The organism is Parapedobacter koreensis (assembly GCF_900109365.1).
GTDB lineage: Bacteria > Bacteroidota > Bacteroidia > Sphingobacteriales > Sphingobacteriaceae > Parapedobacter > Parapedobacter koreensis.
In genome coordinates this window covers 328,558-352,254 of sequence record NZ_FNZR01000006.1, presented here as the reverse complement: position 1 = coordinate 352,254, position 23,697 = coordinate 328,558, and the positions used below count along the sequence as shown (strand labels likewise).

The window sequence follows — 23,697 nt, the reverse complement described above, 5'->3', positions numbered from 1 at the left end:
GCGCAAAAAACCTACCCGTATCCCTTCAAAAAACTATCCCAACCGACAGGAACACTAACCGTCCCCCCGTTGCGGGCTGCAAAAGTAGAATAGTTTTTCTGATATCCAAAATATTTTTTCGCAAAATCTATTAAAAAAATTTCACTACCTGGAAATCAGCACGATTCGCTTTTGACCAATTTTTACTTCAATGAACAGCACCTTACTTTTCAAAAAAGCAGGGCATCAAAGGTAACCATTTTTACAAATTAATACCAAAAAAATAAAAAAATTAAGTTAGCATCTATCCCACAATCTTACTCCTTCGCCAGCGAAATCGTATTTGCTGGGATAAAATCGCCTCGATCATCCAATAGAAAGGACATCGGGTGTTCAGGGTTTTTGATAATTTCAAACAATGAATAGCCCCAAGGTTTCCAAAAATTCTCAAGCACCTGCCCAAAGGTTTTTATCTGCCAATGATCAAACATCGGCCTCATGCTCATATCAGCCAATGGCATTGGCTCCACATACACCCTGTCAGGAGTTGGCAGAATGGTATATTCTGGTAAACGGCTAAATAGATACGCAGAATAAAAATACCGCGCACATAACTCTTCAAACTGGATAGGATGCAGCACCTGTTCGTTTACTTTTTCAAGGTATTCCCCATGATAGATGTTATTCGTACCGTTATCTTGCAGGCATACGATGAGGCCAAAGTCATTCATCCTGAGGGAATATACCAACGTATTGATTTCATCGCGGTAACTAAAAGTGTCCTGGGGATTATCCACATGGGCAACCACAACGGAGAAAGGCGTAGCACCATCGAATTGCATGGGCATAATTAGCGACTGCAACATCAAATGCAAATTCTTAAATTTATGTGCCAGCACCTGTGAAAAGTTCATAGCCTCTCCGCTAAGCAGTTGCTGGCGTATCCCCGCTTGTATCTCATTAAAGACAACACCATACACCAGCTTAGCTACCCACTGAAATAATAGCACGCTGTCCAAATCCTTCACTACGCGGTATCCGCTGTCAAAAGCTTGCTCCACCTGCCTATCCAATTCGGCAATCCGTTCGGCTACCACCGTCGCACATGGCAATTGCAATTGCTTATAGGTGCGGATACTTTCATCAAGCAACTTAAAAGGTTTATCTTCCAAATCAAACCTGCGCATGAGCCAATGTGGGAACACCTGTATTTGTTCATCTGCCGATCGGAGCGGCTGCCCGCTTAAAAAGCAAGTTTGGTTATCAAACCTAAAATCGCTAAAAGGGTTGTATATATGCGTAGACATCCTATTAATCCAATGAGGGGAATGATATTCCTTTTATTTTTCGGTAAAGCTCCACGGCATAGAGATCCGTCATTCCCGAAACAAAATCGAGTACCGATCGGATTTTGGAATACGTATCCTGCTGTTGGGCATGAAACTGTTTGGGCATCAATGCCAGCAGCTTCGTGTCATATTTTGTTTTCTGCTGCTTAAGGTAAGCGGGAATAAATTCTTCCAACAGACCATTCATAACCTTATAGCCCGCCACTTCAATTTGAACGACCGACTGAGCATTGTAGATTTTTTCTACCGATATCTGTTCGATAGCATCCATCGCATCCACTAAATCAGCGTCTACCGCCTCCATGAGCGGTTTAGCAAACTGCCCGCTTAATAGGGCATCCTGGCTTTCAGTGAAGACTTCCGCACAAGACATAATCAATGTGTTTATCGCCTTAGCTCGTAGCAAGCTTGTCCGACTGTCAAAATCCGTCAGTTTCTTTAAGCGCGCTTTCAGCTGTTCATCACGGCACACTGGCAGCAGTAGACGCTCCACCTGTTCGTATGGCAAGATGCCAAGCCGATGTGCATCTTCCAAATCGATGATGTTGTAGCAGATATCGTCCGCTGCCTCCACCAAATAGACCAACGGGTGCCGTTTATAGCCCGTTTGCACGTCGGTATCTTTAGTTAAACCCAATTCCACGGCTATCTTTTCAAATACAGCCTGTTCAGATTTGAAAAAACCATATTTTTTACGGTGATGCACCTCCTTATCATGTCCGTCGATGGCAGCACATGGATATTTTACAATGGCCGCCAGCGTACTATAAGTGAGCGCAAAGCCATGCGCATCTTTACCCGCGAAAGGGTGGGTAAGTATACGCAACGCATTAGCATTGCCTTCAAAATGGGTGAGATCCGCCCATTCCGCCACCGTAACCTGCTCCTGGAATGATGCACCCAATCCATCCGTAAAATAGTTGGAAATGGCCGCTTCGCCGGAGTGCCCGAACGCAGGATTTCCCAAATCATGAGACAGGCAGGCCGCAGAAATGATATTGCCCACTTCCTGCAAATACGGAAGCTCGCTATCTATCTTCGGCATTGCCTTACGCATTTCATTGTAGAAAATTCGACCCAATGATCGCCCCACGCTTGCTACTTCCAAACTATGCGTAAGCCTGTTATGCACAAATACACTGCCCGGCAATGGGAATACCTGAGTTTTATTTTGAAGTCTGCGGAATGGAGACGAGAAAATCAGCCGATCATAATCCCGCTGAAACTCAGACCGTGCATCATGCTGATCATCCACTTGGCGGGATTCATATCCCCACCGTTTGGCAGAGAGCAGTTGTTTCCAATTCATTACGTCCATGTGCAGGCAAAGGTAAAAAAAATGAACCCGTCAACGCGCTGCTTCCAAAAATTCCAGCAATCCATCCACAATGCGTTCGGCCACCTCATCGTGAAATCCCGTGTTTAACAACCGTTCTTCATCGGCCGGATTGGACAGAAAGGCCACCTCCACCAATGCCGAGGGAAATTCTGTCGGCGAGTTGAGCATAAAGTTAAAGCCGCCTACGTTACCGAAATCTGCTAGTTCCAGTTTCCTCATCTTGGCAAGGATGTGTTTCGACAAGGACCGGTAAGCCTGATGGCGATAATACGTGGACGTACCCTGTACTAGTGGGTTTACCGAGGCGTTACAATGGATACTTATCAATAAATCAGGATGCTGTGCGTTGAGCCATTTCAATCGGTCGCCATTATTGACTGACTTATCTGCTTCGCGCGTCATGATCACCGTAGTGCCAGCCCTCTCCAGGGCCGATTTTAATTTCAACGCCATGGATAGGTTGAGGTCCTTCTCCAATACACCTGTCATGCCCACCGCGCCAACATTACTTCCCCCATGACCCGCATCCACGGCTACACGAAGACGTCGGAGATCCAGTGTTGTGGGTTGCGATTTTACGCGGATGACGAGCTGTGTGCCGCTATACCTCACCTCATATCCCCAGAGTTGCGGCTTCTTCGTCTCAATATATACGCGGAAAACGTCCTTGCTGACCTGCTCATACCATACATTTTCGATGGCGATGAGGCCATCCTTCTGCGTAATCCAATTGCTATTGGACACCGCACCATAAATGTCTACTACGATACGGGTAGGCTCTTGCTGCACAGCCGCCGTGTAGGGCAGCCGTTCGCTCAACCCGATGCGTACGAAATCATTCGTGCTATCCGAAGATACGGTCCAACTCCCCGTAAGCGAGTAAGGCCGGAAATGAGCCCCCTGCTGTAAGCGGACAAGATTCACCGGCACATAGGCCTGCACATGCTCGGAAAGTCTTACCCGATACATATCGTTCATCTTGCCTGTTATTTCTAGCTTCACCAGACTATCCAGGTAACCCATCTTAGCCCCTCCTAACCGATCGGCCCCTAATCCATAAAACAGTGGAACATCATTGGCTGTGGTTAGTCCCGTCAGTGCATAGGGCTGGTTCAATACCCTCACCCGCTGGCGGCTGTTCGTTGACACCGTCTTTCGGGACTCATCGAATAGGGAAAACTGGATATGCTGATCCAGTAAACTATCCGACGATTGGATAATGTATTCACCACGATAGATCCCAGCGACCTGCGTTTCCGCCGTATCTACTTCAAAAAGCGGAATGTCCTTATAAAATGTCGCGCTCATTCCCGGCGAGGCCTTCATTTCAACCTGCAGCAAATCACCGGGTTGCAACCACAAATCGCCGGCGGCGGATAGGCGCACATATTCGATGGCAAACCCCGTCGTAGGCTGCGGAGGCAAAGGCTTTTTATAAACCACCACCATCCGCTTATGTAACGTGTCCGATTCGATGACATGATCAATTTGTAATTCATTGATTCCCTCCACCAAGTGCAGGGGTGAAACGAAAATACCGGTACTGTATATTTTCACCGCATCACCATTAAGGAAAAGCGTGCCCGTAGTATCGGCTCGTCCTTTGAAATAAACAGTGCCTTCCGCCACTATCGTGCTATCCGAAGTGGGGAAGGCAACTTTTAATCTTGGCACCGGCTGAGCGATTAATGCCACCGGCCAAGCGGTAATCAACACTAATACCGCAACGAAACCTGTTCCCAGGCGAAATAATGAAAGATAAACCATGACTCTTTTAATCCTTTGCGCATTCCACCCTCCCCGCACCAACATCATGTGCCTTCGGAGATTCATTTTTGGCTAAGCAAGAATAAAAAAAATCGGACTATCTTGTATGCTCGCGCCGCTTAAAAATAGAAACGTTACATAAATGGCATGTTCATTTCCATCATATAAATGGCTTTAATGCGTCGGCACGGGGTAATAACTGGCTTTCAAAAGCGAAGCCGAATCCGTATATGGGTGATTGGGTTTCAGATACTTGCCTAAAAATTGATAGATTTTCAATCGGATTTCCACAGCCACTTTGGTGTCCAACCTATCAAACACATGGCCTCCCGGCATGTTTTCAAATATTTCATACTCAAATGATTTCCCTTCAGCCCGAAGTGATTTGATCAAATGTTCCACTTCCAACACATTCACATCTTCATCGTTGGTATTGGCGTGTACAAACAAGGGAGCTTCCAATTTATCCGTATTCCATACCGGCGAACGCTTCCGGTATTCCGCTACGTTCTGGTCTGCACTTTTGCCCAAGTGATAATCGGCTGAATACAGCTCCCGATAGCCATCATTCTTATACCCCATACGAGCAATAAGGTCACTTACTGGCACGCCGGCAAAGCCAACTTTATAGTCCTTAGGAAAGTTAAACAAATTCATCAACGTAATCATTCCGCCATGGCTCCAGCCCATTATCCCAACTCTATTCTTATCGATGAAACCATAGTGATCCAACATGAAATCTTTACTCACCCGTACGTCCTCATTCTCCAATCCGCCATAATCAATCTGCTGGTAAAACCCCCTGCCGTATCCGCTGCTACCACGATACTCTGGAGCTACTACCACATATCCTTGCACCATCAGCTCCTTAATGATATGAGCATAAGCCGTTCTGAAATTTCCATGTACACCATCATGAGGCAGTACCAATAATGGGTATTTCTCATCGGGGTTGAAGGGTTTAGGAATGAATACATACGCCATGAATTTCAACGGGTTGCCGGCTCCTTGTCCGGTCGGATTCCGTTCCACCGCAGGTGGTGGTCCCGTCAGTTGCACTTTGTCCATGTACGCAAAATCATCTAGTCCGATCATCCAATTCAAGTCGTCAATAACCTTGTTCAATTGCTGAAACTGGTGCTGCAGATTTTCGAACTGGCCTTGCAATCGCTGGTAGGACTGATCCGCTTGTTGCGCCATCGCCACATGGGATACCATGAGCATAGCACCTAAAAATGCCCCCCGCATCCGGCGGAGAAAAAGGGTAGTAAACATGACTAAATAATAAAGTATTAGATACAAAAATTCCTATACGTTCATGGGAGGCAATTGCACAACCCGCCCTGTGCGTACCGATTCATCACACGCAAATGCAATACGCAGGCTATTGATGGCGTCATCCGTAGCATTGGAAAGATCCAAATCTTCAGCTATCGCCTTAAGAAAAAATGCTTGCTCACGATTACACAATTCCTGATGGTCAGGCTCATCCTCCATACTGATCCATTCGTCCGGTTCCAAAAACTCATTGGTACCATCTAAAGCTGCGTGGTGCAACCGCAAACGTTCTGTCTTGGTATGCGATGCCACCGAATCTGATTTTCCATCCTGCTGCGCTTCAGCTGCCACAATCGAAACCGAGCCTTTTGGTCCGATGACGTCCTTCACAAAATAGGCCGTCTCGCTGATCATCGGCCCCCAACCGGCCTCATACCAGCCTACCGAGCCGTCGGAAAACCGCAGTTGCAACTGGCCATAATTATAATTGGACTCGGCGATATCGTCCGTAAGTCGCGCACCTATCGCGCTTACTTGCGTCGGCACTCCGGCAACCATCTGGCACATGACATCGATATAATGCACGCCACAATCCACAATGGGACTGAGGCTCTTCATCAAATTACGGTGCGTATCCCACATGGCACCATGGCTCTGCTGGTTTAAGTTCATCCGCATGACCAACGGACCACCCAAATGGCGGGCTTCCACAATAAACCGCATCCAGGAAGGGTGGTGCCTTAAGATATAACCCACTACCAACTTTTTGCCACTTGCCTTAGCAGCCTCCTTTACACGCAATGCGCCCTCAACCGTATCCGCAAGCGGCTTTTCGATAAACACATGACACCCCGCCTCAAAAGCAGCGATGGCATAAGTCTCATGGGTATCTGGATATGTAGCGATACAGACAGCATCGGGTTTGGTGTGCTCCAATGCCTCCCCGTAGTCACCATATAAGGTATAGCCGCCGCCCAGCGCCTCATTAAGCGCGTCTTTGCTTTTCCCCGGCGAAACCAGGCCGCAGATCTGAAAACCATCCATTTCGTGGTAGGCCTGGGCATGTGAGGCCCCCATATTTCCACAGCCCACTACAAGTATGCGAAGCGGTGCACGATCGTGCTGGGTCATAAATCTCCTTTCTTTAAAGCACTGACAGCGTAATCACATGCCCGTGCAGTGAGCGCCATGTAAGTAAGCGAGGGGTTCTGGTTTCCCGTCGAGGTCATACACGCACCGTCCGTGACGAACACATTGGGTACCTCATGCAACTGGTTCCATTTATTCAGCACCGAAGTCTTCGGATCATTTCCCATACGGGCTGTGCCCATTTCGTGGATACACGCCCCAGGATGTGAGAGTCGATCGTAGCTGCTTATGTTTTTTAAACCCGCCACTTCCAGCATCTCAGCAGCATCATTCTTCATATCGATGCGCATTTTTAACTCATTCTCTTTAAACTCCGCATCGATGGTAAGCAGGGGCAACCCCCATTTATCTTTTTTGGAATGATCCAGCCACACCCGGTTTTCGTAGTATGGAAGCGTCTCGCCCCATCCTGCAAGCCCCATACGCCACTCTCCGGGTTTTGTGCGCTCCTCGATTTCCCCTGCATAGCTCAATTCGGCTATGTTCTTTTGCCATCCGGAGCGACTCGCACTGCCAGACATCCCAAATCCCCGCAAATAATCCCGCTTTTCGTTCCCTAAATTGCGATACCGGGGCACATATACAGCTGCAGGTCTCCTACCAGAATAATAGACGTCTTCGAAGCCCTCATACGTACCGGATGCGCCCACCCGAAAGTGGTGATCCATTAAGTTGTGGCCCAATTGCCCACTTCCATTTCCCATTCCTTCGGGGAAAGCATCCGAAACGGAATTCATTAGAATATAGGTGCTTCCCAATGTCGATGCATTCAGGAAAATGATCTTCGCATAATATTCCGTGGTCTCCAATGTTTGGGTATCGATGACACGGACACCCTTCGCTTTTTTGGTTTCCTTGTCATAGATGATTTCACTCACCACCGAAAACGGACGCAATGTTAAGTTGCCCGTAGCCACGGCAGCGGGCAACGTAGCGGACTGCGTGCTGAAATACGCCCCGTAAGGACAACCCCGGGCACAAAGGTTACGATTCTGGCACTTCCCGCGGCCATTATGCGGTACGGTCAGGTTGGCCATACGGAAAATCGTTAGCACCCGATCACGATTGTAGTGAGTCTCAATCCGTTTCTTGACTTCTTTTTCCACACAGTTCATTTCCATGGGAGGCAAAAAGACGCCGTCAGGACACTGGGGCAACCCTTCTGCCTGCCCGCTGATGCCTGCAAAACGCTCCACGTAATCATACCAGGGGGCAATATCCTGATAACGGATAGGCCAAGGCACTCCTATTCCTTCCTTGGCATTGGCTTCGAAGTCCACTTCGCCCATCCGCAAACATCCCCTCCCCCACATCAGCGATCGTCCACCCACCTGATAGCCCCTGAACCAATCAAACCGTTTAACCTCTACATAAGGGTTTTCTTCGTCGTTCACCCAGAAACTTTCGTTGTACTCGTTGTAATGGCCATGACGCGTCTGTACAGGGTGGGTTCTCACCTGTTCGTTGGTCAACTCACCTCGGTGTTTAAATTCCCAAGGCTGTTTCAACGTATTTTCATAGTCCTTGATATGCTCGATATTGCGTCCGCGCTCAAGCATCAGCACTTTCAATCCTTTTTCGGTCAGTTCTTTCGCCGACCATCCTCCACTAATACCCGATCCAACGACTATGGCATCATAGGTATTTCCTTGTTCGGCCCTAATATTCAGGTTCATCTTTTTTATGTTTAGTTAGTGTTTGTCTACCACCTTTACATTGCCCAAGCGCGCTGGCCTTCCTGCAACGGCACGCAAGCCTGATAGTCACCCGGTGTAAAGTCCATTACCAGCGCTTGTGTAGCGCCGATTTCGGATGTATAGTACCCTTGATTAGCCAGCCGTTTAATCAAACCGAGAAATGGGGCCCTATCACCTTCAAACGTTTTTAACAGCTTTTCCCGATCCTCCGCTGCCAATTTGTTGAACGATTTGCCGTGTTGTTGTTTGGCTTCCTTTTCCACAGTTGATAATCCCACGGATACCAGTTCCCTATCTTCCACACTATGGCAGTCTTCCAGCATCATCAGCACAAATGGGCCAACTCCGGCAGCTTTTGCTCCCGGAATATCCGTTTCTGGAATCAATGTATCACAAACCGTGTCCATCAACTCCCGGTCGGCATCACTGAACGCCGACGTTTCTTTATTTTCTCCGGAACATGATTGTGTCATCAGCCCGAAAGTAGAAATGGCAGCCGTACCTCCAATAAGTACCGCTACACCCTTGATCGCTTGTCTTCTATTCATATGACTGTTGTCTTTTTTTCTTGTCGTTGAAAAATAACACTAATAGCACAAGCAGTGCTACCGATATATATGCAGGAATTAACCAGACACTCTCCCAATTGTAAGTCGTATGGTTATCACCCACGATGACGTATCTTTCCGTAAGGTATCCCGAAATATAGGAACCTAAAAACATCCCGATTCCATATGTCGCAAATGTAATCAGTCCTTGTGCTGCATTCTTGATCTGCCCACCCGCCACATTTTCGGTATAGATTTGTCCGGTGACAAAAAAGAAATCGTAGCAAGCACCGTGTAACGCGATACCGACCAAAAGCATCCACATGGTGTTATCTGCATCGCCAAAGGCGAAGAAAACATAACGCAATATCCAACAGATCAAAGCCAACGTCAACATCCGCTTAACACCCAGTTTTACGAAAAGAAACGGAATAAGCAGCATAAACAATGCCTCCGATGCCTGTCCGAGTGTCATTTTTCCGGCAGCATTGGACACCCCAATATCGTTTAAAAAAGGATTAGCAAAATTGTAATAAAATGTCAGCGGAATGCAAATCAGTATGGATAAGATAAAAAACAGCAAGAAAGCGCGGTTTTTAAACAACACCAATGCATCAAGTCCCAACAGCGATTTCCAGGAGGCTTGATTCGTCCGATTTGGCGGCGTATGCGGCAGCATAAAGCTAAGCACCCCAAGCAATACAGAAGCAATTGCTGCGATATGAAAAATAAGCGCCGAACTATCCAGTTCCAGGTAACCAATGAGCAGACCGGAAACAATCCACCCGATGGTACCCAATACCCGTACTGCGGGAAACTGTTTCCCCGGATTCTCCATTTGCCGGAAGGAAATGGAATTGGCAAGCGAAATGGTAGGCGTGTAAAGGAGTGTATACAATAAAATCAACCACCAGAACATAGATAACTCCGTAACCTTCCCAACAAAGAAAAGCACGATAGCCCCAGCGATGTGCAATACCCCCAAGACGCGCTGGGAAGGAAAAAAACGGTCGGCCACTAATCCAACAAAAAAGGGCGAAATGATAGCCCCGATGGAAAAGGTTGCATAAGCACTCCCCACATCCACAGCCCCTGCCTTAAGATGGGCCATCATGAACGTACCCATTGTTACATACCACATGCCCCATACAAAATATTGCAGAAACATCATTGACGACAACCTCAACCGAAGAAAAATATCCATAGTAGCAATTAAAAATGTATGCGAATCATCCATAAACAGAAGGAAGCCTTATCATGGCTTCCTTCTATTCTTCCCTTCTTATCCATTGAATGCGTTGCGCAACACTTCTAAGCTTTTGGGCACGGCGATATCCGGATTTTCCTTACCTTCCATCTCCAATGACACATAGCCTTTGAAGCCCTTATCACGCGCAATCTTACCCATACGTGGGTAGTCAAGTTCCAAATCGTAATAGTGGCCACCGCCATAATACGTCTTCGCTTGAATGATATCGGCAACGCCTACCAACCGCTCAAACTGCGGATACGGATCACCTACGTAGTTTCCGGTATCCAAGTTAAGTCCCATGGCAGGAGAATCCTTAAGCGCCGTATAGATACGTTCAAGGTAGTCGATATTCGAAGAAAGACCCCAGTGGTTTTCAATAGCCAGTATTACACCCGCTTTCTCCGCATCCACGAGGCATTCTCCCAATCCATCGATACACCATTTAATCGCGTCCTCATCGGTATAGCCTGGAAGCGGCGTCTCTTTTCCCGTTTTGTAATAATCAGGAGCAGAACGACCAGTCCCCCAGCTACCGGTATTCATCCGGATACATGGAATACCCAATTGAACGGCCAGTCCGATACAACGTTTGGTGTGTGCGATATCCCGGTTACGACGTTCCACATCAGGTTGTACAAAGCTCTGGTGGATCGAAAGCATCGGCAAAGCCAATCCAGCGTCAAAAGCAAGGCGCTTCAATTTGTTCATGTAAGAGACTTCCTCGCTTTCCATTTGCCTGTGCAGGATTTCCACCCCGTCAAAACCCAATTTGGAAGCATTTTCGATAACTTTCTCAATCGGGTATTTTACTTTTTCGAAATGCCAGTAAGAATACGTAGATACCGCAAACCGTATAGGAGGAGAATAAGGTGCTGCTTTGGAGGCCTTGCTGTCTGCTTTAGCAATTAAGCTGGGCGCAGCTACTGCTGAGGCTCCGATGACGGCAGCGTTTTTCAACCAGGAACGGCGTGATAACGATGTTGAATTTTCCATTTTTTTGAATTTTACTTGTTTTTTGTTAACTAAAAGAAAACCAAGCAACTAAAGAATGCTCCTTGATATTCATATAAATTTAATAATTGGGATTCGGTGTCAATGTCCCTAAACTCAAATCGATTTGAGCTTGTGGAATCGGATAATATTCGTGTTTACCGGTTTGAAAAACGGCCGATCCAAGATAGGTGTGAACTGCCTTTTCCTTCTGCCAATAGGCGGTCAGCTCATCCGCAACGGTGCCGTATCGCACGAGATCAAAGAAGCGATGTCCTTCCATAGCCAATTCCAACTTCCGTTCGAACCGCACAGCCTTCCGTGCATATTCGGGATTAGGAAATGCAGTGGGATATAGTCCAATTTTATAATTGGCTGCTGGAACATCCGAAAAGCCCAATCCAGGTGTATTATTGTCAATATACCCGTGCACCCAAGTTGCGGGATCGCTCATCCGCCCCCGCACCTGGTTCACCAAATCAGTAGCTCTCTGCAAATTGCCCAATTCCACTTCCACTTCAGCAGCCATTAACAACACATCGGCAAACCGGATCACTTTATAGCTAATGGTCGTATAGATTCCGTAAAGTGCCGTAGCGTCAGAATATACGCCTTCCTGGCCTTTGTAGTATACCGTTTTTATTGTAGCATACGGTCCGCCGGTCGATTGCTCACGCACAGCCGCCTGTCCCGGATGTATTCCCCAATCCAGGTAAGGGACACCACGGCGTCCGACAGTCCAATCCAAGCGCGGATCGAGTGCGGTTTCATCAGGTGTGAATGGCGTAGTGGAGGGTATCCCTTGATCGTTTTTAACGTCCACCGCGTTGAAATCATCCAAATAAGGAAGCCCTTTTTCGTCTACGCGGAATGAGTTAACCAAACTTTGCGAAGGTTGGAAAAAGCCGCTGCCTCCTGCGGGCCCCCAGTTGTAAGGGCCATTGAGCCGGTCACCGCGGTTTCCATTTTGCCCGTTCGAGCCGTCATTTACAGAAAACTGTACCGCAAATACCGTTTCTGCATTATTGGACCGCTCTGCGTTAAAATTGTCGTGGAAATTGACGAGGTCATATTTAACACCCAACGGATTCGTGCCGTTCGCAATAATATCGTCGAACAACGGCTTAGCCTCCGGGTATTTGTGCTGGTAAAGATAGGTTTTGGCCAAATAAGCTTTGGCTGCCCAGCTATTGGCCCTGCCTATTGCCGACTGTGTAGCCGGAAGATTTTCCGCTGCGAAGGCAAAATCAGCTTCTATTTTTGGCCAAATATCTTCCGTATTGGGTACATTCAAGTTGCCATTGTTGTAATTGATGCTCTCATCCAGATAAGGCACATTATTCCATTTTTTCTTGGCTTCGAAATGGAAATGCCCCCGTAAAAAACGGGCTTCTGCAGCCTTTTGTGCCTTTTCTTCGGGCGTCATGTCATTCACCAACTCCAGAATACGAAGCACTTCGTTAGACCGCTGTATCGCGTCATACAAGACCCGCCATTCACTGTTGAACAACCCGACAGCAGCATTCGAAGCAAACGTTTCTACGGATACAATATCCGGAACATCCCCCAGTGTAGATCCTTTATGCGCGTCACCGCCGGCAATACTTCCAAACACCCAATTGGAGCTCGAAATACCATTACCACTTCCCGCTCCACCTACTTTATCCAACAGCGAGTATGCGCCTATGAGTAGTCCTTCTGCCCCGGCGGCGTTAGCCAATGTCTGGTCGCTCAACGTCCCCAAGGGATCGACCTTCAAAAAGTTATCGCTGCATGAGTTCGCGCCTACGAGTGTGACCACACTCATGCTGTATGCCGTTATCTTTAAAATTAGTCTTTTCATGTCAATCAATTCCTTAAAATGTGAAACTTACACCCAAGTTATAATTACGCTGATTGTTCGGATAATTCCCGTAATCGATACCAAATGCACTTTCCGTACCACCAAGTTCCGGATCCAATCCTGTATATTTCGTAATCGTGAAAAGATTCGCAGCCTGCAAATAAATCCGCAATTGATTGATCCCTACCCGTGCCAATTGGTTTCCGCCAAACGTATAGCTGAACATGATGTTCTTGAGCTTCAAGAAGGAAGCATTCTCAATATAATAGGAGTTAGGAACTGCGTTGTTACTAAAGTTCGACTGATTCTCGATAATGGGTGTTTTTGCATCCAGGTTATCTGGACGCCACGAGTTATACAACAGGTCTTTGCTTTTCACGCCCTGCAACGACGGGAAAAAGTCCGTCCACCACCGTTGGTAGTTTACTGCTTCATTCCCTTGCGATCCGTAAAAGAACATGGTCAACCCAAATTGTTTATAGTTAGCGTTCACATTCAGTCCGTAGGTAAAATCCGGATTCGGATCACCAATGAACGTACGGTCTGCGGTAGAAATCCGATCATCACCTGTAATATCAGCATATTTAAACCGACCGGGACCTGCGGCATCCTGCGTAGGCGAATTAGCCACATCATCCGTATCGCGGAAAAGGCGTTCAATTTGATAGCCGAAAAATGCACCAACGGGATGTCCCACTTGGTTCCTTACAAAATTACCCGTACGCGTCGAGCCGGAATCAAAATAAGTATTTGGCAAATCGACTACATTACTTTTATAACGGGTCACATTCAGCCCTAAATCAAATTTAAACTCACCGGCTGTTCCGTGATAATTCGCATTGAAGTCAACCCCCTTATTTTCGATATTTCCGATATTTACCGTGGGTAACGAAGCGCCACCAGCCGTCGCAGGCGATTGGTCTTCAAAAAGTAACCCGTTAATCCGCTTTTGGTAATATTCAACGGAAAAATCAAGTTTGGAATTCAACACGGTCATGTCCAACCCAATATTGGACAACCTATCTTCTTCCCATCCGGTAGCCAAGTTACCGATCCGGCTGAGCCTGAATCCTTGTAGTGGGCTTGACCCTGATCCGCCAATGTCATAATATGAATTTAAACTACCGCCCACGGCACTGTTATATTGCGTATAGGCATTGCTCGGATCCACATTAAGTTGGTTCCCTAAAATACCCCAGCTTCCACGGATCATCAAGTTGTCCAGCCAACTTGCCGCTTCCAAGAAGCTTTCTTCGGATGCGCGCCAACCCGCAGAAAATGCCGGGAATAATCCCCAACGATTTTGTTCGCTAAAGCGAGAGGATCCGTCACGGCGAAGTGTCGCTCCCACAATGTACTTGTCGTCGAAATTATAATCGACTTTGCCAAACTGTGAATACAGGGTATATTCAGACATGCTGCTGCGGCTCGTGAAGTTGCCAGAACCTGAGCTTAAGGTCACATAACTGGGATCATCGCTGAAATATCCGGCAGAACTGCCTCCCAGCGAACGACCTGAATTTTCAACCGCTTCTAAACCAGCCAGTACCTTTACCGAATGGAGCCCGAATTTCTGGCTATATTGAAGGGTATTAGTGAATGTCCATTGTTGTGTAAAGCTTGAACCTTCGGTGTAAGAATTGATCGAATTATTTTCGGCGTCTTCATACGTACGACGCTGAAAGTTGTTCGTATTGCCGCTCCTCACGAACCCGCCGAATGAGGTCCTGAAGTTGAAGTGCTTGAGGAAATCAACCTCTGCGAAAATATTCCCCTGGGCGCTCCACGAATTATTGTAATACCCACCGTTACGTTTGGCCACCGCATAAGGACTGGGGCTTTGTCCCAACCCCCTGGCCCGTGTGCCTGCATAGTTGCCCATCAAGTCAAATACAGGAATGATGGGCTGCATCAAGAAAGACAACATCAACGGGTTGCCCGTGTCAGAAGTGTTCTGCACGCCGCTGTAGGAGCTCGGATTATCCCGTGTAAAGAGATACAGGTTTTCGCCGACACGAATATTATCCTTGACGTTGAACGACGTATTGGCGCGCACGCTATACCGCTTTAAGTAAGAATCAATCATCGTTCCCTGTTGATTGAAATATCCAGCAGAGAAAAAGTAGGATGATTTGTTGTTAGCACTGGAAGCTGATACGGTGTGGCTCTGTATGGGAGCCGGGTCGAATATTTCATCGAACCAATTTGTTCCTTGTTTATTTGCGGGGATAATCTGATAGATGCCGCCCCTGCTATAGTCGACATTGTAACTGGCCAATTGTTCTTCGGTCAGGCTACCTACCACACCGGTATTTGTACCCACAAGGATATAGTCCGGTATCACAGGAGTCGGTCCATTACCATATTGCACGTGATTGGGATTACCATTGGCATCCACTTGACCTGAATTGATGAGCGCCTTCCACGTTACATCGGCCATCTCTTGGGTGTTTAACAAGTTGTAAACATTGCCACCCGGCGGCGTCTGGATACCAAAGTAACCATCATAATTAATTTTGGCGGCACCTGCTTTTCCTTTTTTGGTGGTTACTACAATCACACCGTTTGAACCCCGTACCCCATATATCGCTGCAGCACCGGCATCTTTCAGTACTTGGATAGACTCAATATCGTTCGAATTGATATCTGTCAGCTCGCCCTGTACACCATCGATGATCACCAACGGGCTGTTGTTGCCAAACGATGTAATACCCCGAATCCGGATGTTGCTTGCCGAGCCAGGACTACCGGAAGTCGTCACGTTCAAACCTGAGGCCCTTCCTTGTAGCATCTGCTCGCCAGTTCCTGCGGGGACATTTTTCATGTCTTCTACATCCACGATAGCCACCGAACCGGTAATTTCTTTCTTAGTTTGGGTAGAATAACCCACCACAACGACTTCTTCCAACACACTGGCTCCTTCCGTGAGCGTAATCGCATAGGTCGTACGTTGATCAAGAGGTACTATTTTCGTTTCGTAGCCCACATACGAAACGAGCAATGATGCCTTTTGCGGGACGGTCAGTGAAAATCGTCCACTTTGATCCGTATAGGTACCATTGCCTCCGCCACCTTGTATGGATACCGAGGCACCCGTTAGGGCATTCCCGGTCTCGTCAGTGACGGTTCCAGAGATTTGTTTTGTAGAATCCTGGAGGGAAGTCGCTACTGCCATTTGCAATTGCTTGCGTGTGACCAGTACCATCGACTTTTTAATGCGGTAAGACAAAGGTTGATTCGCAAAGACGGCATCCAGAATCTTTGTGATGGGCGCATTTTTGAAGTTGACCGTGAGCGGCTTACTTTCGCTGAGGTCGTCGAATGCATACAAGAAATCATAATCTGTTTGCTTTTTTAATTCTTCAAAAATCCACACCAGTGAAACATTTCTGGCTTGAATGGTCGCGTTTTGACCGTATACTGTCGCTTTGACTTGAAATACCGCTATAAGCATCAGTGCAATACATAGCTTCATGGTTATCAAAAGTCTAGTTAGGGAAAGAGAGTTACTACTGCCTCTTGCTCGGGCAGCAAAAATGTTATACATTTGCATATTAGGTTTGTTAAAAATTGTTTCCGCAATTGATTGACCTAATCACAGCGTTTGCCGCTGGATATGATGAACCGGAAGTGTTCGAGCACTTCTGGTTTTTTAGTTAGTTGATGTCACGACATAACGATAATCCTCCTTCCTTTTTGTTTAAATTTAAAGTTGCCGATAGACTCAAAATATTCCAACAACTCACTCAACGTACGCTTTCTCGAAAATGTCCCCCCGAAAAGCCGTAGTGAAACCTCCCCCTGAAAATAAACTTCCACATCATACCACCGAGATACTTCTTTCATGATACTGGTGATATCTTGTTTATAAAAAGCAAAATAGCCGTTCTTCTTGGCGATAATATTGGCCACATTGATGGGGTGCACTTGTATGCCCATTACCCCCACCTCACTTACAGCCTGTTGGCTGGGTGCCATCATCAGTGATTCCCCCGGGGTAGCCATGGTGATTACGCCTTCCACTAACGTCGCGTACATCGCCTTCTCATCACGATAGGCCTTGACGTTGAATTGGGTGCCTGTGGCAATGACTTCTGCATCATTTGCAGCAACGATAAACGGATTCTTTTTGTCGGATGCAACTTCAAAAAACGCCTCCCCCGAAATCGTTACACGGCGCTCACCACCAGTAAAACGCGTTGGAAACTCCAAAGCCGACTCGGTGTTAAGCCACACATCCGATCCGTCAGGAAGCGTGATATTGAAATCCCTTCCCTTGGGAACAAAAAGCGTATGCTTGGCAAGGATTGGCGACAAAGCCGTATCGCCCAACGATCCACTGTAGCTCAAGCTGTTTGCTGATGTCTTTTTCACGACAACTTGCCCAATATGGGTTTCGCTCCCCACAGGCAGGCTGTCTATTAAGTAATCCTTTCCATCCGCATGAATGGTCAATGCGGTGTGGGTTTGAAAGCTCACAGGTTCCCGTTGTTGTATTGCAACAGCCCCCGTCGTCGGTATCGGAGGATGAGGGAAATACCAAATCCCCAAACCCGCCAACGACAAGAGTAACACAGCGGCCACACCAGCCAATGCACGCAACGAAAAACTTGTCCTTCTCGAAGACAGCGTCAATTCCGATTGCGGCGATTCCAACAGATTCCTTAACTGGAACCTCAGCCGACGTTCTACTTCCGCCTCCTCCCCCGGTTGCCAGGCCCATTCTTCCTGAGCAACCTGCTTGGTGAGCCACAGGTAAAGAAGCTGGCGTTCCTCTTCCGTGCAATCGCCCCGAAGGTACCGTCTTATCAAATCGTTGGCTTCTTTTCTTTCCATGGTTATATCACCGGATTACAGTCGCTAAGTGTATCAACTCATCAAAAAGTAGTATTGTAAAAAAACAAAAAAACGCAAAATGCTCTTTTTCAGCGAAAAAAAATTCAATAAAAGCCGCGCGATAGCCAAACAAAAGACAGCTTCGATTGTATGCGCAGCAAGAAAACCAAAAAAAATAAAGGAATTTTAACCAAAGAAAGCTTTAATAATTGCAAACACAGCAATACCCGCAGAAAAATACGCTTCATTTATTTTCATTCTTAGGTACTTGATAGAAAAACTAACCTGTTTTCTCACTGTATTTTCAGCAATTGATAGCTTAACAGCAATTTCTTTGTAAGAAAGCCGTTCATTCCTGCTTAAAAGAAACACTTCACGCATCCGAGGCGGCAGGTTTTCAATTTCAGCATTAATAAATGCCGCCAAATCATGCGCATCCAGCTCTTCTTCCAGAGAATGGTGTGGTTCTGGAAAATAATTGGCCATGGCAACAACATAATCCCGGTGCCGTATGCTACTTTTAATAAATTGGATAGCCTTATGATGCACCACAGCATAGATATAGCCCTTCAACGATTTGACCTCGGCCAATTGTTCACGCTGCTGCCACAGCGACGTAAACGTATCTTGCACAATATCAATACTCTCTTCTTTATCCTTGACCAAACGGATAACATAGACATAAAGCTCCTTCCAGTACATACCGAAAAGCATTGAAAAAGCGCGTTTGTCTCCGGCAATCAAGCCGTTCAACAGTGATGTTTCATCCATCTCTTCAATAAAAAAAACCTCAATTCAGCTAAATTGCCTGAGCTATAATTGGTCGCGGGACAAAAAATTGTCCGGTAAAACTACAATTTTTTATAACTAAAAAAAAAGAAAGATTAATTTCCTTGCCAATCTGCTTAATAAATTTAAAAAATACGAGATTAAATCTGGTGGTAAGCTATTCTTGGAGTCAGCAATATTCCCTAAACTTGCAGCATGGAGTCTGCTGCACTATATCCTTATTTCCTAGCATATCCGCTTATCAGTACCGATACCCGGAATATCCAACCCGAAAGCTTATTTTTTGCACTCAAAGGCTCAAATTTCAATGGCAACGCATTTGCTGCAGAAGCGCTTGAAAAAGGAGCGCGGTATGCTATCATCGATGAACCGCAATACCAGTTGGACGAACGTTTTCTGCTCGTAGACAATGTATTAGTTGCCTTGCAGGAATTGGCACGCATCCATCGCCAACAGTTCCAGTTCCCCTTCATTGGCATCACCGGTACCAACGGCAAAACCACCACAAAAGAATTGGTCCATGCTGTGCTATCACAGCAATTTAGAACCTATGCGACCCGGGGCAACCTCAATAACCACATCGGTGTGCCATTGACGATCCTGTCCATAACTCAACAGACTGAAATCGCCGTCATTGAGATGGGTGCCAATCATCTCGGCGAAATCGCATTACTTTGCAGCATCGCCCAACCCACCCATGGCCTCATCACCAATGTGGGCAAAGCACACCTGGAAGGCTTCGGCAGCTTTGAAGGGGTAAAAAAGACAAAGGGCGAATTATATGACTACCTTGCTGCACATCATGGCACATTGTTTCTCCAACATGACAACCCATTGCTTAGGGAAATGGCCACTGCACGGCACGCCCTTCACACCATCAAATACGGATTTTCCGGCACAAATGACCTCATTGGCGAATTGATAAGTGCTACACCGCTTCTTGCGTTGCAATGGTGGGAAAAAGGAAGCGATGCCAGGCAGTCCTTACATACGCAACTTACTGGTTCTTATAATACCGAGAATATCCTTGCCGCAATCTGTATTGGCAGGCATTTTGGCCTCACACCCGAAAAAATCAATCGGGGAATAGCCGGATATACCCCCTCCAACAACCGTTCACAGCTTACGAAAACCGAACACAATACCGTGATTTGTGATTACTATAATGCCAATGCCAGCAGTATGGCCGCTGCATTGGAAAACCTGCAGCTGCTTGACGCCCACCACAAGGTCGCCATCCTTGGCGACATGTTTGAACTGGGCAGCGAATCCCATGAGGAGCATGGGAAGGTCGTACAACAAGCCACTACATTGGGCGCCACCCGCACCATCTTCGTAGGCAAAGCATTTATGCAACATCGCCATCCGAAAGCAGAATTCTATGAGACTACAGCGGCTGCTAAGAATGCCCTGCACCAACGCCCCATTCGTGGCGCATTGGTCCTACTCAAAGCATCGCGTGGCATGGCATTCGAGCAGTTGATGGATAGCCTATGACCGTGCTATCGTGTGGAGTGCCTCCAGTAGCCGGTCAAGGTCTTTTAAGCTGGTATACACGTGAGGGGTGATCCGCACACAATTCACGTAGTCGTTTACCATGGCCGTTGTGTGTATCTTATACCGAGTAAACAAAGCTGCATCAAGTTCTGGTGCATCCATACCATCCATGCTCACGCCGCAAATCCCACAGGAATAAGCCGCCAATAGAGAGGTATGCAAACGCACACGCGGGATATGCTCCAACGCTTCCTTTGCCCAATAATCTTTCAGGTAGCGCACACGCTCCTCTTTCCGTTTCGGACCAATGCCCTCATGAAAATTAATGGCTTCTCCAATCCCTTGCTCCAACGGAAAACTGCGCGTACCCAGGGTTTCAAACTTTCGGATATCGCTCCTTTTTGGCTCCCCATCACATACCAACGGCCAGATTTTCCCAATATGCTCACGCTTCATCCACATCATTCCTGTGCCTACAGGTGCCGACAAAAACTTATGCAAGCTGGTGCCAAAATAGTCGCACTCCAGATCTGGGATTTTGAAATCCAATAAGCCGAAGGAATGGGCACCATCCACAATCACTTCGATGCCGCGCTCGTGGGCCATTTGACAGATTTTTTTTACCGGCATGATTTGCCCCACCCAATTGATCACATGGGTCACGTGGATGACCTTGGTCCGTGGTGTAATCGCTTCCCTGTAGGCTGATACGATTGCCTCATCATCTTCGGCCGGGAAGTCAAAGGCAAGTTGTTTATATACAATTCCTTCGCGCTGGGATCGTTGTGTCCATGCATGCACCATGTTCGGGTAATCCAGGTGACATCCGATGACTTCATCACCTCGCTGGAGCTCCATTCCAAAAATAATGGTGTTCAGTGCCTCCGTCGCGTTCCGGTTGATAGCAATTTCTTCGGCATTAGCACCGGCCAATCCTGCGAGTTTTTGCCGTAGCGGCTCACGCCCCTGATCGAGAATCCGCCACATGTAGTAAGAAGGCCCCTGATCAGCCAGCCTATGGTAGTTTTCCACGGCCTCTTGCACGACAATTGGCGGCGGCGACACGCCGCCGTTATTCAAAATGAGGATGTTAGAAAAGCTGGCACTGTACCCTTGGCGAACAAACGACCAGTAGTCCTCATCACGTGCGACATCCAAAGCAGGCTTAGCTCCGTGCCCTTTGTGATATGTCGCTAGCTCGTTGCCCATTGAAGTAGCAAAGAGGTTACTACTTGAAAACGCGCTGGCCAATAGCGTCGCTCCCCGTAAAAATTCACGTCGATTCTGTAATGATTCCATGGATATTTTGAATTAAATAGCGAATCATGATGAAGATTGCCTCAAATCTGTCGTTTTTTCTTCATAAATTCAACAATTTATTGAAAAATACCCATTGATTCCTTTCACAAGCCACCCCAAACCCAAAATTCACTCCAAAATCCGTAAACTTGCAAAAAACCAAAAATAGTAAATGATGATACGCTGTTTAATTACCCTCACCATGACCATGGTTTGCCTTTTGGCCAATGCCCAACCCACTCCGGCAGAACTATTGTACATTCAAGAGCATTACAATAAGAAAGAAATAGGGGTACCGATGCGTGATGGCACAAAATTATTTACGTCGATTTACACCCCCAAAGACACGACCAAGGAATACCCTATTTTATTCATGCGTACACCTTACAGCATTGCGCCGTATGGTGATCAAGCATACCGTGTACCGCTTGGTCCCAATATGCAATTTACCTATGAAGGATTCATTTTTGTATACCAGGATATCCGAGGCAAATACCTATCCGAAGGCAATTTCGTTGCTGTCCGCCCTTACAACCCCAATAAAACCAGTAACCAGGACATTGACGAAAGCTCGGACACCTATGATACTGTCGATTGGCTCATAAACAACATTCCAAATAACAACGGAAAAGTAGGCATGTGGGGCATTTCGGCTCCCGGAGGCTATGCTACTGCCGCACTTATGGACACCCATCCGGCATTGGTAGCCGTGTCACCCCAAGCACCGGTGACCGATTGGTTCATGGGTGACGATCGGCATCACAATGGTGCGTTCATGCTTATGGGATCGTTTACGTTTGTCTCATCCTACGGGCGCGAGCGGGACAGCTTATCCACGCGGGGCATGCCCGGTTATGCTGCTTATGGCACACCGGATGGCTATGACTTTTACCTGAAGGCTAAAACGCTCAAAAATCTTTCAAATAAGTTAAAGGGCACCAACAATACGCTGTGGAACGATCTGATGGCACATGGCACATACGACAGCTTTTGGCAAGTGCGTACTCCCCTCCCTCATCTTAAAAATGTCAAACCCGCAGTGCTTAGCGTCGGCGGTTGGTTCGATCAGGAAGATCTCTACGGCCCTATCAAGACCCAGGCCGCTATTGCCACCCAAAGCCCACAAACTCGACAGCACTTCGTCATGGGTCCATGGTATCACGGTACATGGGCCCGAGGCAAAGGAGACTGGCTTGAAAACGTGTTCTTCGGATCGGCTACAAGCGAATTTTACCGGGAACATATCGAATTGCCCTTCTTCCTGCATTACCTGAAGGGAAAGCCCGATCCACACCTCCCCGAAGCCTACATATTTGACACCGGAAGCCACGTTTGGAACGCTTACCATCAATGGCCGCCCAAAGCAGCACAGACACAAAACCTGTATTTTCATCCACATGGCAGGCTGAATTTTGAAGCACCAAGCAAAACCACCGATACCGTTTCGGCAGCCTATCACAGTGATCCCAACCATCCGGTACCGTATACGGCCGAGACAAGGCTGATCCGCGGCAGCGCCTACATGGTTGAAGACCAGCGCTTCGCCGCCCGTAGACCGGACGTACTGGTATTTATGACCGAGCCTTTGACAAAAGATGTACAAATTGCGGGTCGCTTAGCGGCCAACCTTTTTGTCAAGACCACCAGTACAGACGCTGACTTTATTGTGAAACTCATTGACGTATTCCCCGACAACATGCCTAACCACCCCGAGCGGCCCACAGCGGTTATGGGCGGTTATCAATTATTGGTACGCGGCGAGGTCATGCGCGCCAAGTTCCGGAACAGCTTCGAAAAACCAGAGCCCCTTGAGCCGGGGAAGGTCACCCCCGTCTCTTTTGATATGCAAGATGCCGCCCATACTTTTAAAAAAGGCCACCGCATCATGGTACAGGTGCAAAGCTCTTGGTTTCCATTGGTCGACCGCAATCCGCAAATATTTACGGATATCTACCAGGCTGATGAACATCAGTTCACGCCCGCATGGCATGAGGTTTACTTCTCCACAGATTATCCTTCAAATATTAGCATGATGGTAATGCCCAAATAGCGCAAAAAACAGCCCAATGTCCGCTACCGCACATC

General features: G+C 47.2%; 16 protein-coding genes. 2 read left to right on the top strand and 14 right to left on the bottom strand.

Going from position 1 to position 23,697, the window contains the following annotated elements; all coding sequences use genetic code 11:
* Window positions 1–296: 296 nt before the first annotated feature.
* The 13 genes from BMW65_RS16065 to BMW65_RS16005 all read right to left on the bottom strand — a co-directional run bounded on the left by BMW65_RS16065 (window position 297) and on the right by BMW65_RS16005 (window position 18,798).
* Entirely contained in the window at window positions 297–1,286 is a 990-nt protein-coding gene (locus BMW65_RS16065; RefSeq protein ID WP_090606880.1) for a hypothetical protein, read from the bottom strand.
* Window positions 1,287–1,290: 4 nt separating this feature from the next.
* Complete coding sequence (locus BMW65_RS16060) at window positions 1,291–2,637, bottom strand: deoxyguanosinetriphosphate triphosphohydrolase (protein ID WP_090606878.1); 1,347 nt, start codon at window positions 2,635–2,637, stop codon at window positions 1,291–1,293.
* Between the two features lie 39 nt (window positions 2,638–2,676).
* Window positions 2,677–4,500 (bottom strand): N-acetylmuramoyl-L-alanine amidase, encoded by a 1,824-nt coding sequence (locus tag BMW65_RS16055; protein WP_090606877.1) that lies wholly within the window; start codon window positions 4,498–4,500, stop codon window positions 2,677–2,679.
* 108 nt (window positions 4,501–4,608) lie between these two features.
* Complete coding sequence (locus BMW65_RS16050; RefSeq protein WP_218145433.1) at window positions 4,609–5,709, bottom strand: alpha/beta hydrolase family protein; 1,101 nt, start codon at window positions 5,707–5,709, stop codon at window positions 4,609–4,611.
* 33 nt (window positions 5,710–5,742) lie between these two features.
* Window positions 5,743–6,843 (bottom strand): Gfo/Idh/MocA family protein, encoded by a 1,101-nt coding sequence (locus BMW65_RS16045; RefSeq protein WP_090606875.1) that lies wholly within the window; start codon window positions 6,841–6,843, stop codon window positions 5,743–5,745.
* Window positions 6,840–8,537, bottom strand: coding sequence for a GMC oxidoreductase (locus BMW65_RS16040; protein WP_090606874.1), 1,698 nt, complete (start codon window positions 8,535–8,537; stop codon window positions 6,840–6,842). Before BMW65_RS16040 ends, BMW65_RS16045 begins: the two co-directional genes overlap by 4 nt.
* 35 nt (window positions 8,538–8,572) lie before the next feature.
* On the bottom strand, window positions 8,573–9,106 hold the full coding sequence (locus BMW65_RS16035; protein ID WP_090606872.1) for a gluconate 2-dehydrogenase subunit 3 family protein: 534 nt from the start codon (window positions 9,104–9,106) through the stop codon (window positions 8,573–8,575).
* Window positions 9,099–10,310 (bottom strand): nucleoside permease, encoded by a 1,212-nt coding sequence (locus tag BMW65_RS16030; RefSeq protein ID WP_090606871.1) that lies wholly within the window; start codon window positions 10,308–10,310, stop codon window positions 9,099–9,101. Before BMW65_RS16030 ends, BMW65_RS16035 begins: the two co-directional genes overlap by 8 nt.
* Before the next feature lie 78 nt (window positions 10,311–10,388).
* Window positions 10,389–11,351, bottom strand: coding sequence for a sugar phosphate isomerase/epimerase family protein (locus BMW65_RS16025; protein WP_090606869.1), 963 nt, complete (start codon window positions 11,349–11,351; stop codon window positions 10,389–10,391).
* Between the two features lie 79 nt (window positions 11,352–11,430).
* The gene (locus BMW65_RS16020; RefSeq protein ID WP_090606868.1) at window positions 11,431–13,191 is read right to left on the bottom strand and encodes a RagB/SusD family nutrient uptake outer membrane protein; all 1,761 of its coding nucleotides are present in this window, start codon (window positions 13,189–13,191) and stop codon (window positions 11,431–11,433) included.
* 13 nt (window positions 13,192–13,204) lie between these two features.
* Window positions 13,205–16,666 (bottom strand): TonB-dependent receptor, encoded by a 3,462-nt coding sequence (locus tag BMW65_RS16015; protein WP_218145432.1) that lies wholly within the window; start codon window positions 16,664–16,666, stop codon window positions 13,205–13,207.
* A gap of 191 nt (window positions 16,667–16,857) precedes the next feature.
* Window positions 16,858–18,027, bottom strand: coding sequence for a FecR family protein (locus tag BMW65_RS16010; protein ID WP_090606866.1), 1,170 nt, complete (start codon window positions 18,025–18,027; stop codon window positions 16,858–16,860).
* A gap of 186 nt (window positions 18,028–18,213) precedes the next feature.
* Entirely contained in the window at window positions 18,214–18,798 is a 585-nt protein-coding gene (locus BMW65_RS16005; protein ID WP_090606864.1) for an RNA polymerase sigma factor, read from the bottom strand.
* 213 nt (window positions 18,799–19,011) lie between these two features.
* On the opposite strand from BMW65_RS16005, the gene BMW65_RS16000 reads away from it, so the two are divergent.
* Window positions 19,012–20,313: a UDP-N-acetylmuramoyl-tripeptide--D-alanyl-D-alanine ligase gene (locus BMW65_RS16000; RefSeq protein ID WP_090606863.1), complete on the top strand. Its 1,302-nt coding sequence runs from the start codon at window positions 19,012–19,014 to the stop codon at window positions 20,311–20,313.
* Here BMW65_RS16000 and BMW65_RS15995 read toward each other — a convergent pair.
* The gene (locus BMW65_RS15995; protein ID WP_090606861.1) at window positions 20,308–21,612 is read right to left on the bottom strand and encodes an aminotransferase class V-fold PLP-dependent enzyme; all 1,305 of its coding nucleotides are present in this window, start codon (window positions 21,610–21,612) and stop codon (window positions 20,308–20,310) included. The two genes, BMW65_RS16000 and BMW65_RS15995, sit on opposite strands and share 6 nt — an antisense overlap.
* A 172-nt stretch (window positions 21,613–21,784) precedes the next feature.
* Between BMW65_RS15995 and BMW65_RS15990 the strand changes: the two genes are divergently transcribed.
* Window positions 21,785–23,662, top strand: coding sequence for a CocE/NonD family hydrolase (locus tag BMW65_RS15990; protein ID WP_090606860.1), 1,878 nt, complete (start codon window positions 21,785–21,787; stop codon window positions 23,660–23,662).
* Window positions 23,663–23,697: the final 35 nt, after the last annotated feature.